The sequence below is a fragment of the Falsiroseomonas sp. genome (assembly GCF_051860665.1).
Taxonomy (GTDB): Bacteria; Pseudomonadota; Alphaproteobacteria; order Acetobacterales; family Acetobacteraceae; genus Falsiroseomonas.
Window position 1 is genome coordinate 50,129 of the sequence record NZ_JBHYDM010000017.1, and the last position, 19,392, is coordinate 69,520.

At 70.2% G+C, this 19,392-nt stretch carries 19 protein-coding genes; 8 read left to right on the top strand and 11 right to left on the bottom strand.

From position 1 onward, the window contains the following. Positions 1-4: 4 nt before the first annotated feature. Positions 5-691 carry a GntR family transcriptional regulator gene (locus tag ACTIF1_RS17090; RefSeq protein WP_439597652.1) on the bottom strand — a complete coding sequence of 229 codons (687 nt, stop codon included), beginning with the start codon at positions 689-691 and terminating at the stop codon, positions 5-7. A 119-nt stretch (positions 692-810) separates the two neighbouring features. On the opposite strand from ACTIF1_RS17090, the gene ACTIF1_RS17095 reads away from it, so the two are divergent. From ACTIF1_RS17095 to ACTIF1_RS17120, 6 genes are read left to right on the top strand one after another with little or no spacing between them, the layout of a single operon-like run. Then, positions 811-2,379, top strand: coding sequence for an amidohydrolase family protein (locus ACTIF1_RS17095; RefSeq protein ID WP_439597653.1), 1,569 nt, complete (start codon positions 811-813; stop codon positions 2,377-2,379). 4 nt (positions 2,380-2,383) lie between these two features. Further along, positions 2,384-3,043 (top strand): amino acid ABC transporter permease, encoded by a 660-nt coding sequence (locus ACTIF1_RS17100; protein ID WP_439597654.1) that lies wholly within the window; start codon positions 2,384-2,386, stop codon positions 3,041-3,043. Beyond that, positions 3,044-3,784, top strand: coding sequence for an amino acid ABC transporter ATP-binding protein (locus tag ACTIF1_RS17105; protein ID WP_439597655.1), 741 nt, complete (start codon positions 3,044-3,046; stop codon positions 3,782-3,784). Further along, positions 3,781-4,905, top strand: coding sequence for an enolase C-terminal domain-like protein (locus ACTIF1_RS17110; protein WP_439597656.1), 1,125 nt, complete (start codon positions 3,781-3,783; stop codon positions 4,903-4,905). The genes ACTIF1_RS17105 and ACTIF1_RS17110 overlap by 4 nt, the downstream gene beginning before the upstream one ends. A gap of 19 nt (positions 4,906-4,924) precedes the next feature. Further along, complete coding sequence (locus ACTIF1_RS17115) at positions 4,925-6,238, top strand: LLM class flavin-dependent oxidoreductase (RefSeq protein ID WP_439597657.1); 1,314 nt, start codon at positions 4,925-4,927, stop codon at positions 6,236-6,238. Then, entirely contained in the window at positions 6,238-7,029 is a 792-nt protein-coding gene (locus tag ACTIF1_RS17120; protein WP_439597658.1) for a substrate-binding periplasmic protein, read from the top strand. The genes ACTIF1_RS17115 and ACTIF1_RS17120 overlap by 1 nt, the downstream gene beginning before the upstream one ends. A gap of 6 nt (positions 7,030-7,035) precedes the next feature. Here the strand turns inward: ACTIF1_RS17120 and ACTIF1_RS17125 are convergent, their stop codons facing one another. Both ACTIF1_RS17125 and ACTIF1_RS17130 read right to left on the bottom strand, forming a co-directional pair. Next, on the bottom strand, positions 7,036-8,103 hold the full coding sequence (locus ACTIF1_RS17125) for a threonine aldolase family protein (protein ID WP_439597659.1): 1,068 nt from the start codon (positions 8,101-8,103) through the stop codon (positions 7,036-7,038). A 55-nt stretch (positions 8,104-8,158) separates the two neighbouring features. Then, positions 8,159-8,806, bottom strand: a complete 648-nt coding sequence (locus ACTIF1_RS17130; RefSeq protein WP_439597660.1) for a glutathione S-transferase family protein — start codon at positions 8,804-8,806, stop codon at positions 8,159-8,161. A gap of 112 nt (positions 8,807-8,918) precedes the next feature. On the opposite strand from ACTIF1_RS17130, the gene ACTIF1_RS17135 reads away from it, so the two are divergent. Next, on the top strand, positions 8,919-9,917 hold the full coding sequence (locus ACTIF1_RS17135) for a TraB/GumN family protein (RefSeq protein ID WP_439597661.1): 999 nt from the start codon (positions 8,919-8,921) through the stop codon (positions 9,915-9,917). Positions 9,918-9,945: 28 nt separating this feature from the next. On the opposite strand, the gene ACTIF1_RS17140 is transcribed toward ACTIF1_RS17135, so the two are convergent. From ACTIF1_RS17140 to pdhA, 8 genes are all read right to left on the bottom strand, one after another. Beyond that, positions 9,946-10,743, bottom strand: a complete 798-nt coding sequence (locus ACTIF1_RS17140) for a phosphodiesterase (RefSeq protein ID WP_439597662.1) — start codon at positions 10,741-10,743, stop codon at positions 9,946-9,948. A gap of 7 nt (positions 10,744-10,750) precedes the next feature. Continuing rightward, entirely contained in the window at positions 10,751-11,221 is a 471-nt protein-coding gene (locus ACTIF1_RS17145) for a type II toxin-antitoxin system RatA family toxin (protein ID WP_439597663.1), read from the bottom strand. After that, entirely contained in the window at positions 11,221-12,192 is a 972-nt protein-coding gene (lipA, locus tag ACTIF1_RS17150; RefSeq protein WP_439597664.1) for a lipoyl synthase, read from the bottom strand. Before lipA ends, ACTIF1_RS17145 begins: the two co-directional genes overlap by 1 nt. Before the next feature lie 4 nt (positions 12,193-12,196). Beyond that, positions 12,197-13,591, bottom strand: a complete 1,395-nt coding sequence (gene lpdA, locus ACTIF1_RS17155; protein WP_439597665.1) for a dihydrolipoyl dehydrogenase — start codon at positions 13,589-13,591, stop codon at positions 12,197-12,199. Between the two features lies 1 nt (position 13,592). After that, on the bottom strand, positions 13,593-14,078 hold the full coding sequence (locus tag ACTIF1_RS17160) for a GNAT family N-acetyltransferase (RefSeq protein ID WP_439597666.1): 486 nt from the start codon (positions 14,076-14,078) through the stop codon (positions 13,593-13,595). Positions 14,079-14,183: 105 nt separating this feature from the next. Then, on the bottom strand, positions 14,184-15,512 hold the full coding sequence (locus ACTIF1_RS17165; RefSeq protein ID WP_439597667.1) for a pyruvate dehydrogenase complex dihydrolipoamide acetyltransferase: 1,329 nt from the start codon (positions 15,510-15,512) through the stop codon (positions 14,184-14,186). A gap of 12 nt (positions 15,513-15,524) precedes the next feature. Beyond that, the gene (locus tag ACTIF1_RS17170; RefSeq protein WP_439597668.1) at positions 15,525-16,874 is read right to left on the bottom strand and encodes a pyruvate dehydrogenase complex E1 component subunit beta; all 1,350 of its coding nucleotides are present in this window, start codon (positions 16,872-16,874) and stop codon (positions 15,525-15,527) included. A gap of 1 nt (position 16,875) precedes the next feature. After that, entirely contained in the window at positions 16,876-17,919 is a 1,044-nt protein-coding gene (gene pdhA / locus ACTIF1_RS17175; RefSeq protein ID WP_439597669.1) for a pyruvate dehydrogenase (acetyl-transferring) E1 component subunit alpha, read from the bottom strand. 240 nt (positions 17,920-18,159) lie between these two features. Between pdhA and ACTIF1_RS17180 the strand changes: the two genes are divergently transcribed. Beyond that, positions 18,160-19,353 carry an MFS transporter gene (locus tag ACTIF1_RS17180; RefSeq protein WP_439597670.1) on the top strand — a complete coding sequence of 398 codons (1,194 nt, stop codon included), beginning with the start codon at positions 18,160-18,162 and terminating at the stop codon, positions 19,351-19,353. The last annotated feature ends 39 nt before the right edge of the window (positions 19,354-19,392 follow it).

Below are 19,392 nucleotides of genomic sequence, written 5' to 3' on the forward strand. Positions count from 1 at the left end.
CCGCCTACCCCGCGCCTCGCGCGCGGGGTACCTGCAGCAGATGCGCCTCGATCCCCTGGCGCAGCGCCTCGAGCGGGCCGGGTTCGGCGATCTGGTCCTGGATGAACTGGCGCAGCGCGCGATGCTGCGTCACCACCGCGGCCAGGTCATCGTCGCGATACTCCGGCCGGCTGAAGATGATGAGCGCATGCCGCGCGATCGCCTCCCATAGCGTCAGCGTGATGCCCTTCCCCGCCGCCTGGCCGATGGCACGATGGAAGGCGAGGTCGGCACGCAGGGAGCCCAGCTTCTCGCCCCGCCTGGCGGCCCCCTCCAGCTCCGCGATCGCGGCATCCAGCACCGCCACATCGGCCTGGCCGGCGCGCCAATGGGCGATGGCATCGCGCAGCAGCAGGCATTCCAGCATCAGGCGCAATTCCATGATGCGGGCGATCATCTCGGCATCGAAGGCGGCGACACGGAAGCCGCGCCGGCCGCCGGTCAGGATGCCCTGGGTATGCAGCACCTTCAGCGCCTCCCGCGTCGGCACGCGGCTGACGCCGAGTTCGGCCGCGATCGTCGCCTCCACCACCCGTTCATCCGGCAGCAGGCGCCCGAGGGCGATCGCCTCCGCCACCGCATCGGCGATCATCTCCGGCAACGGCACCAGCGCGGAGCGCCAGGCCGACCGGCCGCGCCGGAATGTCGTCATCCGCCCTTCCCAAAGATAATCACCGAAAACCTCTTGCCGTGTCTGCGGTCCCGGATCAACGTATAACAATCGGGAGAGCGTCCAGTCGGCTTGGTCAATGGCTGCGGCATGACAGTGTCATGCCCGGCCTGGTGATGGATGGCGCTCGAACGATGCTGATCAGGGGTGGCTGGGTCCTCACGGATCCCACGACAGGCGCGGTGCAGCGGGATGCCGCGGTGCGGCTTCTGGGCAACCAGGTGGCCGAGGTCGGCGATGCCGCCCGGCTGATGGCGGCCTATCCCGAGCTGCCGGTCATGGGCCAGGCGGATGCCGTGGTGATGCCCGGTCTGATCGACGCGCATTCGCATGGGCGCGGCCTGTCGCCGATCCAGAAGGGCGTCCTCTACGACTATCTGGAGAATGCCTTCCTCGACTGGTCGTCGATGGTCTATCTGCCGAACGAGCTCTGCGCCGCGCTCTCCGCCGTGCGGCACCTGCGCATGGGCGCGACGGCCATCCACCACACCGGCTGGAACGACGAGGGCCCGCGGGCGCTGGAGGAAGCGCAGGCGGCGATCAATGCCTATCGGCGCGCCGGCATCCGCCTGGCCTATTCGCCGGCGATGCGCGACCGCAACCGCTTCTGCGTCGATGAGCAGGGCTTCCTGGAAACCCTGCCGCCCGCCCAGCGCGCCTTCGTCGAGCCGCTGACGCGCTACGACCCGGTGGCGATCCAGGACCAGTACATGGCGCTGTTCGAGGCGCTGCACGCGGCGCATGACGGGCCGATGTCGCGCATCTTCCATGGCCCCTCCTGGGCGCATGGCACCACGGATGCCTTCTTCGCCCGCATCCGCGAAAGCGCCGCGGCGCATGGCGGCCTGCCGATCCATATCCATACGCAGCAGACGCCGCACCAGCGCGCCTGGAGCATCAAGACCTACGGCCATTCGCTGGTCACGCATCTGGACCGGCAGGGTGTGCTGGGGCCGCGGACCACGCTGGGCCATGCGGTCTGGTTGAGCGAGGCGGATATCGAGCTGATGGCCGCGCGTGGCGCCTCCACCACCCATCACGCCTCCTGCAACCTGCATGTGCGCAACGGCATCTCGCCGATCTGGCACATGATCCGCGCCGGCGTGAATGTCGCCATGGGCATCGACGACAAGTCGCTGAACGATGACGACGATCCCTTCATGGAACTGCGCCTGGCCGCGACCCTGTCGCGCGTGCCGGATTTCGACCTGGGCGCCACGCCGGTGCTGACGGCGCCGCAGGTGCTGGCGATGGGCACGGTGAATGCCGCGCGCACGCTGGGCTTCGCGCCGGAGCATGGCCGCCTGGTGCCGGGCGCGCCGGCCGATCTCGTCGTGCTGGACACCGCCTCCCTGCTGCGCGATCCCTGGACCTCGGACCGGCTGTCCATCCCGGACCTGGTGCTGTGGCGGGCCAAGGGACAGGACGTCACGGATGTCGTCGTCGACGGCAAGGTCGTGATGCGCGACCGCGCGATCACGACGATGGATGTCGCCGCGCTCTACAAGGAAGTGCGGGATTACGTGGCGCGGCATGAGGCGGCGCCGGCGCCGCAGGCGCGCATCGACGGCATCAATGCCGTGCGGCCCTTCTTCCACGAATGGCACCGCAGGATGCTCACCCATCTCGATGTCAGCGAGCCCTTCTACCGCATGAACGGCAGGGCCTGACCCGATGGTCGACTGGGGCTTCGTCGCCACCTATGGGCCGCATCTGGTGGAGGCCTGCTGGATCACGCTGACCATCAGCGCGGCCTCCCTGGCGCTGTCCAGCATCCTGGGGCTCGGCATCGCGCTGGTCCGCATCGGGCCTGGCCGCGTCGGGCCGGGCCTGGCCTGGACCTATGTCTGGATCGTGCGCGGCACGCCGCTGCTGCTGCAGCTTTTCGCCATCTACTACGCCGTGCCTGCCGCCGGCATCCGCGTCGGACCCTGGGAGGGTGGCATCATCGCGCTGTCGCTGAATTCCTCCGCCTATTTCGCGGAGATCTTCCGCGGCGCGATCCGCGCCGTGCCCGCCGGGCAGCGGGAAGCGGCGCTCGCCATCGGCATGATGCCCGCCCAGGCGATGCGCCGCATCGTGCTGCCGCAGGCCGCGCGCCCGGCCCTGCCGCCCTATATCGGCCAGGCGACGACGCTGCTGAAGAACTCCTCCCTGGTCTCCGTCATCGCCGTGCCGGACCTGATGCTGACGGCGCAGAGCATCTACTCCTCCACCTACCGGGTGGTGGAGGTCATGGTCATGACCGGCCTGCTGTACCTGCTGATGACCAGCCTGTTGCAGATCGCCCAGACGGTGCTCGAGCGCCGGCTCGGCTACTACACGGTGAAATAGATGAGCGTCGTATCCTTCGAGGGCGTCTGCAAGCGCTTCGGCACGGCGGAGGTGCTGCGCGACATCACGCTGGACATCGCGGAGGGCGAGGTGGTGACCGTCATCGGTCCCTCCGGCGCCGGCAAGTCCACGCTGCTGCGCTGCGTGAACCAGTTGGAACGGCATGACAGCGGCCGCATCCTGATCGATGGCGAGCCGATCGGCCGCGGCCAGCGGATGCGCGACCTGGCGCGGCTGCGCCAGCGCGTCGGCATGGTGTTCCAGTCCTTCAACCTGTGGCCGCATCTCTCGGCGCTCGGCAATGTCATGGAGGGGCCGCGACAGGTGCTGGGGCTGCCGCAGCGGGAGGCCGAGGCGCGCGCCGGCGCGCTGCTGGAGCGCGTCGGGCTCTCCGCCCATGCGGCGAAGTATCCCGCGCAGCTGTCCGGCGGCCAGCAGCAGCGCGTCGCCATCGCCCGGGCACTGGCGATGCAGCCGCGCGTGATGCTGTTCGACGAGGCGACGAGCGCGCTGGACCCGGAACTGGTCGGCGAGGTGCTGGCGGTGATGACGCAATTGGCCGCCGAGGGCATGACCATGATCGTGGTCACGCATGAGATGGGCTTCGCCCGCGAAGTGGCGCATCGCGTCGTGCTGATGGCGGAAGGCGCGATCGTCGAGCAGGGCCGGCCGGCCGAGTTCTTCGCGGCCCCAAGGGAAGCCCGCAGCCGCGCCTTCCTCGGCAAGGTGCTGAAGGCGTGAGCCGCATCGCGGCGGTGGAGCCGCATCCGCTCCGCCTGCCGCCCGAGACTCCCGGCGGGCGGCAGGAGGAGTGCTTCCTGCTGCGCATCGTCACCGAGGATGGCCGCGAGGGCTGGGGCGAGGCGCATGGCAGCCCCTGGCTCTGCCATGCCGTGGTGGAAGCCCCCGTCACCCATGTGACCGCCCAGGGGCTGCGCCACATCCTGCTGGGGCAGGATGCGGCGGATGTGCCGGCACTGCGGCGGCGGATGGAGAAGGGCACGCAGTGGATCGGGCGCGACGGCGTCGTGATGCAGGCCATCGCGGCGGCGGAGATCGCGCTCTGGGACCTGGCGGGCCAGCGTGCCGGGCTGCCGCTGGCGCGCCTGCTGGCCGCCGCGCCGCGCAGCGCCCTGCCCTGCTATGCCAGCGCCAAGGTCGCCGCCACGCCGGAGGGCACCGCCGTGCGCATCGCGGCGGAACGCGCCGCCGGCTTCGCCGCGCACAAGATCGGCTGGCCGCCCTTCGGCGCCTCGCTGGACGGCGACCTCGCCTTCCTGGAAGCCGCGCGCGATGCCGCGGCGCCCGGCGCGCTGCTGATGGTGGATGCCGCCCAGGCCTTCGACGAGCCGACGGCGCTGGCCCGCGCACGCGCCTTCGCCCGCTTCGACCTGGCCTGGCTGGAGGAGCCGCTGGATCGCGACGACCTGGACGGCCAGGCCCGGCTGCGCGCCGCCAGCCCCGTGCCGATCGCAGCCGGCGAGGGCGAATGCGGGCTACCCGGCCTCACCCGCATCGCGAGGCTTGTGGACGTGCTGCAGCCCGATGTGACGCGCTGCGGCATCCTGGCCGCGCTGGCCGCCGCCCCGCTGGCGCCGCGCGTCTGCAGCCATTCCTTCACCACGCTGCTGAACGTGGTGGCCCATGCCCATGCGCTGGCCGCCATGCCGAATGGCTGGATGCTGGAATGGCCGGTGCGCGGCCTGGCCATGTGGGAGGCGCTGTTCCCCGGCGCCGCGCGGCTGCGCGACGGCCACTTCACCCTTCCCCAAGCCGCGGGCCTCGGCCTGCGGCCCGATCCCGCCGCGCTGGCCCGCCATCGCATGCCCAGCCTGCCCGACCCCGATTTGCGAGTGCCTTGAGATGACACAACGCCGGCAGATGACGCTCGGTCTTTTCGTCGAACCCTATGGCCGCCACGTCGCCGCCTGGCGCCACCCGGCCGCCACGCGGATGGCCGGGATCGACTTCGGCTACTACCGCGACCTGGCGCAGCTCGCCGAATCCGCCTGCCTGCACTTCATGTTCATCGCCGATACCAACAATGTCTGGGCGGATATGGACTTCTTCAGCCGCAGCGACCGCGGCGCCATCCTGGACCCGATGCAACTGCTGCCGGCGCTGTCGCAGGTGACGCAGCGCATCGGGCTGATCGCCACCACCTCCACCACCTATACCCAGCCCTATCATGTCGCCCGCAGCTTCGCCTCGCTGGACCAGTTGAGCGGCGGCCGCGCCGGGTGGAACCTCGTCACCTCCATGTTCGCGGCGGAGGCGCAGAACTTCTCCACCCCCGTGCAGATGCCGCATGGCGACCGCTACGCCCGCGCCGAGGAATTCGTCGATGTGGTGCGCGGCCTGTGGTCGAGCTGGGAGGAGGATGCCTTCCTGCATGACCAGGACAGCGGCCTGTTCTTCGACCCGGCGCGCCTGCATATCCTGCACCACGCCGGCGAGCATTTCCTGGTGCGCGGCCCGCTGAACGTCCCGCCTTCCCCCCAGGGCCAGCCGGTGATCGTGCAGGCCGGCTCCTCCGATGCCGGGCGGGACCTGGCGGCGCGCACGGCGGAGGTGGTCTTCACCATCCAGCAGACCCTGCCCGCCGCCCAGGCCTTCTATGCCGACCTGAAGGGCCGCATGGCCACCTTCGGCCGCAGCCCGGACCAGCTGCACATCATGCCGGGCTGCTTCATCATGGTCGGCCGGACGGAAGCCGAGGCGCGGGAGAAGTTCGAGGAGCTGCAGGCCCTGGTGCATCCCAAGGTCGGCCTGTCCCTGCTCTCCACCCTGCTCGGCGGCATCGACCTCTCCGCCTATCCGCTGGATGGCCCGGTGCCGGACCTGCCGGAGACCCAGGCCGGCAAGGGCCACCAGGCCACGCTGCTGGATCGGGCGCGGCGCGATGGGCTGACCATCCGGCAGCTCTACCTCGCCACCATGGGCGGGCGCGGACACTGGGAGCTGGTCGGCACGCCCGCGCAGATCGTGGACCAGATGGAGGAACGCTTCCTGGCCCATGCGGCGGATGGCTTCAACATCATGCCGCCCTTCCCCGGTGCGCTGCGGGAGATCGTGGACCTCGTGATCCCCGAGCTGCGCCGTCGCGGCCTGTTCCAGGACGCCTATGCCGGCACCACGCTGCGCGCGAATCTCGGCCTCGCCAAACCCGGCCGCCCCAAGAAGGAGCCCCGCTGATGCGCCTCACCCCGCGTTCCCGCCTGCTCGCCCTGGCCGGCCTGGCCCTGGCCCCCGCCCTGGCCGCGCCCCGCCTGGCGCGGGCGGACCTGGCTTCGGTCCGCCGCGCCGGCGTGATGCGCATCGCCACCACCGGCACCCGCGTGCCCTGGACCTATACCGACCAGAACAACCGCCTGACCGGCTACGACATCGCCTGGGGCGAGCTGATCTGCGCCGATCTCGGCCTGCGCGCCGATTGGTCCAAGCTGGATTTCCGCGGCATGCTGCCGGGGCTGCTGGCCGGGCAATACGATGCCGTCATGTCCGGCGTCACCATCACCGAGCAACGCCAGCAGACCTTCGCCTTCTCCGAACCCTATGCCTATGACGACACGGTCGCCGTGGTGCGCGCCGACAATGCGCGGGTGCGGGAGATGGCGGATCTGCGCGGCCTGGTCGTCGGCGCCGGCACCGGTTCGCAGCAGGAGAGCATCGCCAAGGCCATCCCCGGCGTGCGGGAGGTGCGCAGCCTGCCGGGCTTCACCGACCTGATCCTCAATATCCGCACCAATCGCATCGATGCCATGGTGACCAGCGGGCTCGCCGCCTCCCACTACCTGGCCACCACGCCCAATTCCGGGCTCCGCATCGCCGGCAGCGGCGTGGAGCCCGCCTTCCAGGGCGTGGTGCTGCGCAAGGGGGAGCCGGAGATGGAGGCGGCGGTGAGCGGCGTCATCCGCGCCCGCAAGGCCGACGGCACCTACCGCCGGCTGTTCCGGGAGCATTTCGGCATGGACCCTGCGCGGTAGAGGATCCTATCCGCGGGCGAGTGCGGCGCGGATGATGCCGAGCGCGTCCTCGATCATCGGCGCCGTCACATCCAGATGCGTGCAGGCGCGCAGACGCCCGCCCAGCAGGGACAGGGCCAGGCCCTCCATCCGCACCCGCCGCACCAGCTCCGTGGCCGCGACGCCGGTGCCGGGTATGGTGAAGAAGACCAGGTTGGTGTCGGGGTCCTGCACCTCGACGCCTTCCATCTGCGCCAGGCCGCGGGCGAGCGACTTGGCATTGGCGTGGTCCTCGGCCAGCCGGTCCACATTGTGGTCGAGCGCGTAGAGGCACCCCGCCGCGCAGATGCCCGCCTGCCGCATGGCACCGCCCAGCCGCTGCTTCCAGCGCCAGGCCTCGTCGATGAAGTCCGCGCTGCCGCAGAGCACGGCGCCGAGCGGGGCGCCGAGGCCCTTGGTGAAGTCGAGCCAGACGCTGTCGTACCCCGCGACCATATCGGCCGGCGCGACGCCGGCGGCGACGCAGGCATTCATCAGCCGGGCGCCGTCCATATGCGTATTGAGGCCCGCGCCATGGGCGATGGCGGCGATCTCATCCAGCGTGGTCTTGGCCCAGACGGCGCCGCCGCCTGTATTCGCCGTCTGCTCCACCTCCACCAGCCGCTGCGTCGGCGTGTGGCGCGACTTGCCGCGCAATGCGCCACGCAGGGCATCGGGCGAGTACATGCCGCGCGGGCCGGTCAGGGGAAGAATCTGCACGCTGCCGAGGGCGGCATGGGCGCCGCCCTCGCTGGTCAGGATATGCGCGGTTTCATGGGCGATGATCTCCTCGCCCGGGCGGCAATGCACCAGGGTCGAGGCGACGTTGCACATGGTGCCGGAGGGCATGAAGACCGCAGCCTGCTTCCCCATCAGCGCCGCCATGCGGTCGCAGAGCGCATGCACGGTGGGGTCGTCGCCATGCTGCTCGTCGCCGACCTCGGCGCGCATCATGGCATCCAGCATCGCCGGCGTCGGCTTGGTCTGGGTGTCCGAATAGAGGTTGATGCGGACGGGCGGCGCGCCGGCGGGCGGGCGTTCGGGGGCGTGGACCATGCGGCGGGGCTCCGGCGTTTGTGCCGGCGCACTCCGCTATGGGTGCCGGGCTACGTCAAGTCGCGCTGGCCATGTGATGCTTCGCCCAGAGCGGCGCGATGGCCGGGCGCCGCGCCACCGCCTGGGCCAGGGCCTCGATCCGCGGCAGGTGGGCCGGGGTCCAGACGCGGCCGCCGGCCCAGCGGGACAGCACGGCGATATAGAGATCCGCCACGCTGAAGCGCGTGCCGAGCAGATAGGGCGAGGCCGGATCGCCGGTGAGGCCCGCATGCGCCTCGATCACCCGCATCACGTCGCGCGCCATCTCCTGCGCCCGATCCTTCAGCGCCTGGTGCTGGTCCGGCGTCACGCCGAAGCGGGCCGGATAATCCCAGCGGGTGATCTGCGGATAGAATTCGCCGGCCAGCAGCGCCATCCAGCGCAGCGCCCGGGCCCGGCCGGAATCGCCCGGCGGCGGGAGCAGGCCGGGATGGATATCGGCCAGCGTCACCAGGATGGCGAGGCTTTCCGTCATCACCGTGCCATCCGGCAGGATCAGCGTCGGCAGCCGGCCCATGGGGTTGATGGCGCGATAGTCCGCGCGCAGCTGGTGGTCGCCCTCCAGCGGCACCTCGCGCAGTCCCACCGGGGCGCCGACCTCGGCCAGCGCCATCTCGACAGGGGCGGAGCCGGAGCCGGCCTCGCCATAGAGGATGTAGGACATGTGTCGCAGCATGCGCGAAGTGGCGGCGGCGCGTAACACGCAACGGCGTGAAGCCGCGCGCCTGCCATGCGATGCTTCGTTCCGGAGTGGGCATCCGTGCGGAGGGCGAGGCGTGGCGGTCAGGGCATGGCTTGCGATCTGGATCCTGCTGCTGGCCGCCTGCGGGACGGCGGCCCCGCCCCCGCCCGCCACCGTCACGGCCTTCCGGGTGACGCCGGCAGACCGCGCGACACCGGTTTCCCATATTCTCGGCGGACCGCATCGTGTGACCGAGGGCTATTGGCCGCCCGATCCCGCGATCCTGGACGGGGCGAGCCGCTTCCTGCTGGAGCAGCGCGAGGACGGACGCTTCGATGCCTCCCTGGTGATCGCCCGCCAGTCGCTGGACCCGGCGGCGCATCTTTCGCCCGAACAGGTTGCCATCCTGACAACCTTCCGGCATTGCCTCGGCATCCCCGATATCCCGCTGGCGCGGCTGCGGCCGCACTACCTGTTCACGCGGTTCATCGCCTTCCCGCAGGCGCGTTGGCACGAGGCCGGTTGCGTCGAGCATGCGCGCGTCATGCGGGACCTGATGCCGGCACCTGGCATGATCGAGCCCGTTCCCGGCAGCCATCTGCCCGTGCCGCCGCCCGGCATCGGGGGTGATGCCTGGCTGGCGGCGGAAGCGCGCCGGCGCAACATCCCGGTGGACGGACTGGAGACACCGTCCGAGGCCATGGCCATGATGGCGCGGGCGCCGGATCGCGTCTGGTACGGTGCCCTGCGGCAGGCGCTGGCGGTGGACCGGGGCAGCGTCGAACGCATCGCCCTGCTTGATCGGGCCCGCAGGGAGGCCACCTTCGCGCAGGATTACGAACGGCTTCGCGACGTGTCGATGCAGGCCCTCGCACCGGACCCCGCGGACCGCATCCTGCTCGCCCGGCACTTCGTTGATGATCGCAATGCGCTGATGGCCGAGCGCCTGCTGCCGATCCTGCAGCAGGACAGCGTGGTGGCGACCTTCGGCTCCGCCCATCTCGCCGGGCCCACCGGCGTGCCGGCACTGCTGCGCCAGGCCGGGATGCGGGTGGAGCGGGTGCGCATCCGGGCCTATGGCGCCACGCCGTAGCGCGCGGCGTCCCGCCGGGTGGCCAAGATCAGAAGAAGGGCAGCGGCCCCCGGAAGCTGCCGATCGGCACCAGATGCGTCACCAGCCCGGTCTCCAGCCGCCAATGGTGCAGCAGCATCCCGGGCGGCTCGACGAAGCTCGCCGGCTCGGCCCCCGGCGCCAGGCGCAGGGCGAGCGCCGTGGTGGTGCTCGGCGCGGTCATCAGCAGGGCGCCGGCGAAGCGGAGCTGCATGAAGCGGTGGACGTGGCCGCAGAGGATGCGCTCCACCGAAGGATGGCGCGCGACGATCTCGGCCAGGCGTTCGCCGCCATGGCAGCGATAGGGGTCGATGAAGGGGATGCCGCTGGCGAAGGGCGGCTGGTGCATCATGATGAGCGTGGGCCGACCCGGCTGTTCCGCCAGCCGCGCCTCCAGCCAGGCACAGGCGGCGGCATCCATCTCGCCGTGATGCGCGCCGGGCACGGTGACATCGAGGCCCAGCACCCGCAGCGGACCGGGTCCATCGACGGCGAAATGCAGCGGGCCGGAGGCCGGCAGATGTGGATGATGCACGAAGCTGCGCCGGAAGGCTTCCCGGCAATCGTGATTGCCGGGGATCACCAGCAGCGGCACCCGCAGGCGCGCGAGCAGCGCGGCGGCCTGGGCATATTCGGCCTCCGTCCCCTCATCGACCAGGTCGCCGCTGAGCAGCACCAGGTCGGGCTGCGGGTCCAGGCTGGCAAGCTGGTCCAGCGCCGCCGCGAACATGGCGTTGGAGTCCACCAGCCCCTGGTACAGCACGCCCGGCGGCCGCAGATGCGGGTCCGAGAGCTGGGCGATCAGCATGGCCGCCTCAGGCGGAAGGCGCGGGCGTCGCAGCCGGCGGCGGGGGCGCGCGGCGATAGAGGTTGGCGGCGCGGCGTTCGAAGGACCGCACCATCAGCCGCACCGCCTCGTTGAAGACGGTGCCGATCACGGCCTGCAGCAGGCGCGACTTGAATTCGAAATCGACGAAGAAATCGACCTCCGTCCCCTGCGCCACCGGCCGGAAGCGCCAGTGGTTGTTCAGGTAGCGGAAGGGACCCGTCAGGTAGCGCACATGGACATGATGCGGCCGTTCCAGCGTCACCTGGCTGCGAAAGGTCTCGCGGAACATCTTGAAGCCGATGGTGAGGTCGGCGATCAGCTCGTTCTCGGTGCGAGAGACAATGCGCGCGCCGACGCACCAGGGCAGGAATTCCGGGTAGCGGCGCACATCGGCCACCATGTCGAAGAGCTGCTCATCCGTATAGGGCAGCACCCGCTTCTCGGCATGGGTGGGCATCAGGCGGCCTTCAGCTTGGCGATACGCGCATCCCGCAGCGCCGCGAAATCGCGGTCGGCGTGGTAGGAAGACCGGGTCAGCGGCGTGGCGGAAACGAGGAGGAACCCCTTGCCGCGCGCCGCCTGCGCATAGTCCGAGAACTCATCCGGCGTGACGAAGCGATCCACCGCCGCATGCTTCACCGTGGGCTGAAGGTACTGGCCGATGGTCAGGAAATCGATATCGGCGCTGCGCATGTCGTCCATGACCTGCAGCACCTCGATCCGCTTCTCGCCGAGGCCCACCATGATGCCGGACTTGGTGAAGATGGTGGGGTCGAGCTGCTTCACCCGGTCCAGCAGCCGCAGCGAATGGTAGTACTTCGCGCCCGGCCGGATCGTCGGATACAGCGCGGGCACCGTCTCCAGGTTGTGGTTGAAGACGTCGGGCCGCGCCGCCACCACCACCTCCAGCGCACCGTCCTTGCGCAGGAAGTCGGGGGTCAGGATTTCGATGGTGGTCTCGGGGGCCGCGGCGCGGATGGCGGCGATGGTTTCCGCGAAATGGCGGGCGCCGCCATCGGCCAGGTCGTCGCGGTCGACGGAGGTGATGACCACGTGGCGCAGGCCCAGCTTCGCCACCGCATCGGCCACCCGGCGCGGCTCATCCGTGTCCAGCGCCTTCGGCATGCCGGTGATGACGTTGCAGAAGGAGCAGGCGCGGGTGCAGGTGTCGCCCATGATCATCATGGTGGCGTGGCGCTGCGACCAGCACTCGCCGATATTCGGGCAGGCCGCCTCCTCGCAGACCGTGACCAGGCCATTGGCCCGCATCAGCGCGTGGGTCTCGCGGTAGATCGGGCTGGTGGGCGCCTTCACCCGGATCCAGTCGGGCTTCCGCTGGATCGGGTTGTCGGGGCGCTTCGCCTTCTCAGGATGCCTTTCGGCACCCGTCCGGGCGGCCCGGTGGTCGATTTCGAGGCGGGTGCTCATGGCGCTAGATGTGGATCACCCGGCCATAGGCATCAAGCACCGACTCATGCATCGTCTCGGAAACCGTCGGATGCGGGAAGACGGTGTGCATCAGCTCGGCCTCGGTCGATTCCAGGGTGCGGGCGATGCCGTAGCCCTGGATCATTTCCGTCACCTCGGGCCCGACCATATGCGCGCCCAGCAGCTCGCCGGTCTTGGCGTCGAAGACGGTCTTCACCAGGCCCTCGGGCTCACCCATGGCGATGGCCTTGCCATTGCCGATGAAGGGGAAGCGGCCGACGCGGACCTCGTGGCCCAGCTCCTTCGCCTTCTTCTCCGTCAGGCCGACGCTGGCCACCTGCGGGCGGCAATAGGTGCAGCCCGGGATGTTCAGCACGTCCATGGGGTGCGGGTGCTTGCCGGCGATCGCCTCGACGCAGATCACCGCCTCATGGGAGGCCTTGTGGGCCAGCCAGGGGGCGCCGGTGAGGTCGCCGATGGCATAGACGCCGGGCTCCCCGGTCGCGCCGAAGGCGTCCGTCACCACATGGGTGCGCTCCACCTTCACCTTGGTCCCTTCAAGGCCAAGGTCTTCCACATTGCCGACGATGCCGACGGCGGAGATCATGCGGTCCGCGGTGATCTCCTGCACCTTGCCGTTCGCCTCGACGATGGCGGTGATGCTGTCCGCACCCTTGCGCACGCCCTGCACCCGCGCGCCGGTGATGATCTGCATCTTCTGCTTGGCGAAGGCCTTGTGGACGAAGGCCGAAATCTCCTCGTCTTCCACCGGCAGGATGCGGTCCATCACCTCGATCAAGGTGACCTCGGCGCCCATGTTCAGGTAGAAGCTGGCGAATTCGGAGCCGATGGCGCCGGAGCCCATGACGATCAGCTTCTTCGGCAGGGCCGCGGGGGTCATCGCCTCCCGATAGGACCAGATCAGCTTGCCGTCCGGCTCCATCCCCGGCAGCACGCGCGCCCGCGCGCCGGTGGCCAGCAGGATGTGCTTGGCCTGGATATCCGCCGCCGGCTTGCCGTCCTTGGTGACGGAGAGCTTCCCGGGGCCCGCGAGCTTGCCGTGGCCGTCGAAGACGGTGACCTTGTTCTTCTTCATCAGGTGCTTCACGCCACCCGAGAGCTGGCCCGCCACGGCGCGCGACCGCTTCACGACTTTCGCAAAGTCGAAGCGGATATTGTCGGCCGCAAAACCATAGGCATCCAGCGTGTGCAGCAGATGGTTGATCTCGCTGGCGCGCAGAAGTGCCTTGGTCGGGATGCAGCCCCAGTTGAGGCAGATGCCGCCCAGATTCTCGCGCTCCACCAGCGCGACCTTCATGCCGAGCTGGCTGGCGCGGATGGCGCCGACATAGCCACCGGGGCCGCCGCCAACGACGACGAGATCGAAAGTCTCGGCCATTTCAGGATTCTCCTGCCAGGGCGCGCAGCGCGTCACCCGAGAGGCGCCTTACGCGCCATTCATCGCGGCTTTCCGAGCCGATGCGGTCATAGAAGCGGATGGCCGGTGCGTTCCAGTCCAGCACCTGCCATTCCATCCGCGTGCAGTTCTCCGCCACGGCGCGCTTCGCGAGGTGACGGAAGAAGGCCATGCCGACGCCGAGGCCCCGATGGGCGGGCTCGACATAGATGTCCTCGAGATAGATGCCCGGGCGGCCGGTGAAGGTCGAGAAGTTGTAGAACCAGATCGCCTGGCCGATGGCGCGACCATCGCGTTCCGCCAGGGTGCAGAAGACGCGTGGAGTCGGGCCGAACAGGGCCTCGCGGAAATCCGCCTCGGTGCCGACGGCCTCGTGCAGCAGCTTCTCGTACTCGGCGAGGTCGCGGACCAGGCGGAGGATTTCCGGCAGGTCCGCCTCGGTCGCGTCGCGCAGGGTGAAGTTGGTCACGTCACACCCCCACCCCGACCCTCCCCCGCAAAGGCGGGGGAGGGAGAAGGACTGCTCCCTCCCCCGTGGTTACGGGGGAGGGTCGGGGTGGGGGCATGCGCGCCATCACAGCATCAAGCTCAGCGGCTCCTCGACGATCTTCTTGAAGGTCGCGATCCATTCCGCCGCCAGCGCGCCATCCACCACGCGGTGATCGACCGAGAGGGTGCAGGTCATCACCGTGGCAATGGCCAGCGCGCCGTCCTTCACCACCGGCCGCTGCTCCCCGGCCGAGACCGCCAGGATGCCGGCCTGGGGCGGATTGATGATGGCGGCGAAGTCGCGCACGCCATACATGCCCATGTTGGAGATGGAGAAACCGCCGCCCTGGAACTCCTCCGGCTTCAGTTTTCCACTCTTTGCCCGCGCCGCCAGGTCCTTCATCTGGTTGCTGATCGACGCCAGCCCCGCCTGGTCCGCCTTGCGGATGATCGGCGTGATCAGCCCGTCGGGGATGCTGACGGCGACGGAAATATCGACGTCGTGGTATTGGAGGATCGCATCCTCGGTCCAGGTCGCATTGACCTGCGGCAGGCGCCGCAGCGTCACCGCCGCGGCCTTGATCACCAGGTCGTTCACCGAAAGCTTGAAGGCGCCCGGCCCGTCCTTGGGCGAGGTCGCGTTCAGCTGCGAACGCAGCTTCAGCAGCGCATCGATCTCGATATCCATCGAGACGTAGAAATGCGGCACCGTCTGCTTGGATTCCGAAAGGCGCCGCGCGATCACCTTGCGCATGCTGCTGTTCGGCACGGCGGTATGCGGCGCCGTGATGACGGGCGCGGGTGCCTTCGGCGCGGCGGCGGGGGCCGCGGCCGGTGCCGGCGTGGCGGCCTGGGCCGCTGCGGGCTTCGCGGCCTCCGTCCTGCCTGCCTGCGGCCTGGCCAGCGCGGCCTCCACATCGGTCTTCACGATGCGGCCATTCGGCCCGCTGCCGGTGATGCCGGAAAGCTCCAGCCCGGCCTGCGCCGCCATGCGACGGGCGAGCGGGGAGGCGATGGTGCGGTCGCCGGAGTCGACAGCCTTGGGCGCTTCCGCCTTCGGGGCCGCCGCCGGCTGGGTCTTCGGCGTCTCCGGTGCCGGGGCCGGCTTCGCCTCGGCCTTCGGCGCCGCCGGCGCCTTCGCCTCTGGCGCGCCTTGCGGCGCGACGCTCTCGCCCGGCTCCACCAGCACGGCGATCGGGTCGTTGACCTTCACGCCGGCGGTGCCGCCCTGCACCAGGATCTTGCCGAGGACGCCCTCATCCACGGCTTCCACTTCCATGGTCGCCTTGTCGGTCTCGATCTCGGCGATGATGTCGCCGGCCTTGACCGTGTCGCCCTCATTCTTCAGCCAGCGCGCCAGCGTGCCCTCGGTCATGGTGGGGGACAGCGCCGGCATCAGGATGTTCGTGGCCATGTGCTGTCCCCCTTACTTGTAGGTCACGCGCTTTGCGGCCTCGACCACCTGTTCCAGCCGCGGCAGCGCCAGCTTCTCGAGGTTCGCGGCATAGGGCATCGGGATATCGAGGCCATGCACGCGCACCGGCGGCGCATCCAGGTCGTCGAAGCAGTTCTCCAGGATCTGCATGGCGACTTCCGCGCCGATGCCGGCATAGGGCCAGCCTTCCTCGAGCGTGACCAGCCGGTTCGTCTTCTTCACGGATCGCACGACCGTCTCGATATCCAGCGGGCGCAGCGTGCGCAGGTTGATCACCTCCGCGCTGATGCCCTGGGCGGCGAGCTCCTCGGCCGCCTGCATCGCCATGCCGACCATGATGGAGAAGGCCACCAGGGTCACGTCGGTGCCCTCGCGCTCCACCTTCGCCTTGCCGATCGGCAGGATGAAGTCCTCATCCACCGGGCAGTCGAAGGTCTGGCCGTAGAGGATCTCGTTCTCCAGGAAGATGATCGGGTTCGGATCGCGGATCGCGGCCCGCAGCAGGCCCTTGGCATCGGCCGCCGACCAGGGCGCCAGCACCTTCAGGCCTGGCAGATGCGCGTACCAGCTGGCGTAGCACTGGCTGTGCTGGGCTGCGACGCGGCTGGCCGCGCCGTTCGGGCCGCGGAAGACGATGGGGCAGCCGAGCTGGCCGCCCGACATGTACAGCGTCTTCGCCGCCGAATTCACGATGTGGTCGATCGCCTGCATCGAGAAGTTGAAGGTCATGAACTCGACGATGGGCTTGAGGCCGGTCATCGCCGCGCCGACCGCCATGCCCGTGAAGCCGTGCTCGGTGATGGGCATGTCGATCACGCGCTTCGGGCCGAACTCGTCCAGCAGGCCCTGGCTGATCTTGTAGGCGCCCTGGTACTGGCCGACCTCCTCGCCGATCAGGAAGACGTCCTTGTCGGCACGCATCTCGGCGGCCATGGCGTCGCGCAGGGCTTCCCGCACCGTCATCGGCCTGGTCGCGCCCCAGTCCTTCTCGGGCGCCGCGGCGGCCTGGGCCGGCACCGGGGCGGCGGCGGGCTTGGCCGCCTCCATCTTCTCGACCGGCGCCTTGTCCGGCGCGGGTGCCGAAGCCTTCGGCGCTTCCGCCGCGCCGCCATCCAGCTCCGCGATCGGCGTATTCACGGACACGCCCTCGGTGCCTTCCGGCACCAGGATCTTGGTCAGCGTGCCCTCATCCACCGCTTCCACTTCCATGGTCGCCTTGTCGGTCTCGATCTCGGCGATCACGTCGCCGGCCTTCACGGCATCGCCTTCCGCCTTCAGCCAGCGGGCGAGCTTGCCCTCCGTCATGGTGGGGCTGAGGGCGGGCATCAGGATCTGCGTCATCTCAGCGGGACTCCACCAGGACGTCCGTCCACAATTCGCTCTCGTCGGGCTCGGGCGAGGTCTGCGCGAATTCGGCGCTGTCCTGCACGATGGCCTTCACCTCGTCGTCGATCACCTTCAGCGCGGCCTCGCTGGTGTCGAAGACCTCCAGCAGCATCTTGCGCGCGGTCTCGATGCAGTCGTTCTGCTCCCGCATCTTCTGCACCTCCTCCCGCGTCCGGTACTTGGCCGGGTCGGACATGGAGTGGCCGCGGTAGCGATAGGTCTTCATCTCCAGCAGATAGGGGCCGTTGCCGGCGCGGCAGTGGGCGATGGCGCGCTCGCCCGCCTCCTTCACCGCGACCACGTCCATGCCGTTCACCTGCTCGCCGGGGATGCCCCAGGGCGCGCCGTTCTTCGACAGGTCGCGCGACGCGCTGGCACGCTCCACGCTGGTGCCCATGCCGTATTTGTTGTTCTCGATGATGAAGACGCAGGGCAGCTTGAACAGCGCGGCCAGGTTCATGCTCTCATAGACCTGCCCCTGGTTCGAGGCGCCCTCGCCGAAATAGGCCAGCGCCACCGCGCCGTCGTTGCGGTACCAGTTGGCGAAGGCGAGGCCGGCGCCGAGCGCGACCTGGGCGCCGACGATGCCGTGGCCGCCGTAGAAGCCCTTCTCGCGGGAGAACATGTGCATGCTCCCGCCCTTGCCCTTGGAATAGCCGCCGATCCGGCCGGTCAGCTCCGCCATCACGCCGCGGGCCTCCATGCCGGTGGCCAGCATATGACCGTGGTCGCGGTAGGAGGTGATGACCTGGTCGCCTGGCTTCAGGCCGAGCTGCATGCCGACCACCACGGCCTCCTGGCCGATATAGAGGTGGCAGAAGCCGCCGATCAGACCCATGCCATACAGCTGGCCGGCCTTTTCCTCGAAGCGGCGGATCAGCAGCATGTCGCGATAGGCGCGGGTCAGCTCTTCCTTGCTGATCGAAGGCTGGTTGGCCCCCGGGTTGCCCCCTCGGGAGGCCCCCTTTCCGCGGGTTGCGCGGGCGGCGGTCTCGGCCATGCGGTATCCTCCTCAGGGCGTCCTTCCTCCGCATCTACGCGCGGCTTCCGCGTGGTGCAAGCATGTCCGCATTCGAAAATCTGCTTATTGTGCAACGCAATAAGACGATTAACCGCAATGCGGTTAAGCATGATTTGCCCCCTCTTCAGGCCGTATTTCGTCATTGCGGCGCAACCGCCGGATGGCGGCTGATTCGTGCAAGGCGCACCCCTTCGGCCGCAAGATTCTGGAACCGCGCCGATGCCACACCCGAGCCGAACAACCCTGCCCCTGGCCTTCGCCGCGCTGCATGGCGCGGACCAGCTGGCGCTCGCCGCCCTGCCGCTGATCGCGGCCCTGCACCTGGGCGCCGGCCCGGCGCTGACCGGCGCGCTGGTCGCCGCCCAGGGCGCCGCCTGGCTGCTGGTGGCGCTGCCCGCGGGCGTGCTGGCAGACCGGATGGACCGCCGCCGCCTGCTGGCCGGCGGCGGGCTGGCGGCCGCGGCCGGATTCGCCCTGGCGGTCGTGGCGGCGGGCCAGCCGGTCCTGCTGGGCCTGGCGGCCTTCCTGGGCGCCGCCGGGGTGGTGGCGGCGGCGCTCGCCGCCTTCGCGCTGCTGCCGGCCCTGGTGCCGCGCCCGGCGCTGCCGGCGGCCAATGCTCGGCTGGAGCTGGGCCGGGCGCTTGCCACCCTGGCCGCGGCGCCACTCGCGGGCCTGCTCGCCGCGCGCGGGCTGCCGCAGGCGGGGCTGGCCCTGGCCGCGCTGGCGGCGCTGGCGGCGGCGGGGCTGGCCTGGCGTCTGCCGCCCTTGCCCGCGACCCAGCCCGCGACCCGCCCGGGCCTCAGCGCCGCGGTGGCGGAGGGGGCGCGCTTCGTCCGCCGGCAGCCGCTGCTGCGCGCCATTGCGCTCGCGGCCATCGCCTGGAATGCCGGCTTCTTCGCGCTGATGGCGGTGGCGGTGCCACTCGCGCTGGGGCCGCTGGGGCTGGAGGCCGGCACCACTGGCCTGGCGCTGGGCTGCTACGGCGCCGGGCTGGTGGCGGGCGCAGTGCTGGCCCCCGCGGCGGCGCGCGCCCTGCCGCTCGGCCAGGTGCTGCTGAGCGGGCCGGGCCTTTCGGTGCTGGGGGTGGCGGCGCTGCTGCTGGCGCCCAGCGCCGCGACGCTGGCGGGCTGCATGGCGCTGCTCGGCTTCGGACCGATGCTGTGGCAGGTGGCGCAGACCAGCCTGCGGCAGGCGGTCACGCCGCCCGGGCTTCTGGGCCGGGTCGGCGCGGTGATGCAGGTGGCGGTCTTCGGCGTGCGGCCGCTGGGCGCGCTGGCCGGCGGCGCGGTGGCCGCCTGGCTCGGTGCGCCGGCGGCGGTATGGCTGGCGGCGCTGGGTTTTGGGCTGTCGCTGCTGGCGGTCGCAACCAGCCGCCTGGCGCCGCTGCGCGCGCTGCCGGAGGCAGTGGCCTAGGCTGATGGCAGGCCCTGGCCGTTCGTCGCGGCCCCCTCA